The organism is Streptomyces endophyticus (assembly GCF_035798155.1).
GTDB classification, from domain to species: Bacteria; Actinomycetota; Actinomycetes; order Streptomycetales; family Streptomycetaceae; genus Streptomyces; species Streptomyces endophyticus.
The window spans coordinates 1-435 of record NZ_JAOZYC010000179.1 but is presented as its reverse complement, the minus strand read 5'-3'; the positions used below and the strand labels follow the sequence as shown (position 1 = coordinate 435).

Here is a 435-nt window from a genome sequence, read left to right as displayed (position 1 = left end):
CGAAGTCGTAACAAGGTAGCCGTACCGGAAGGTGCGGCTGGATCACCTCCTTTCTAAGGAGCATCTAGGCCGCCAGGCATTGTCTGGTGGTCCAGGGCCATTACGTCGGCACACGTTCGACGGTGGTTGCTCATGGGTGGAACACTTCATGTGCGTCCACACATCCAGCATGCTCCTGATCAGCCTCAACGAACAGACCTAACGAAGCACTACTAGGCCGTTTCTGATGGCTCTTGCTGGGTGGGTGGATCAGCGCGGGTGCTGGGCATGCGCCTCGTATGGTGCGACAATCAACGCCAAAATTTGTTGATACCCCGTCTCCAGCATTCGCTGGGACGAGGTTCCTTTGAAAAGTCCCGCCGGCCTCTTGGGGTTCGGTGGGCAACACAGCGAGGACGCTGTGAACGGTCGGATTATTCCTCCGACTGTTCCGCT

At 57.5% G+C, this 435-nt stretch carries 1 rRNA gene; it reads left to right on the top strand.

Features of this window, described 5'->3' with window-relative positions:
• A 16S ribosomal RNA gene (locus OKJ99_RS36370) occupies positions 1–53 on the top strand; the annotation flags it as partial.
• Positions 54–435: the final 382 nt, after the last annotated feature.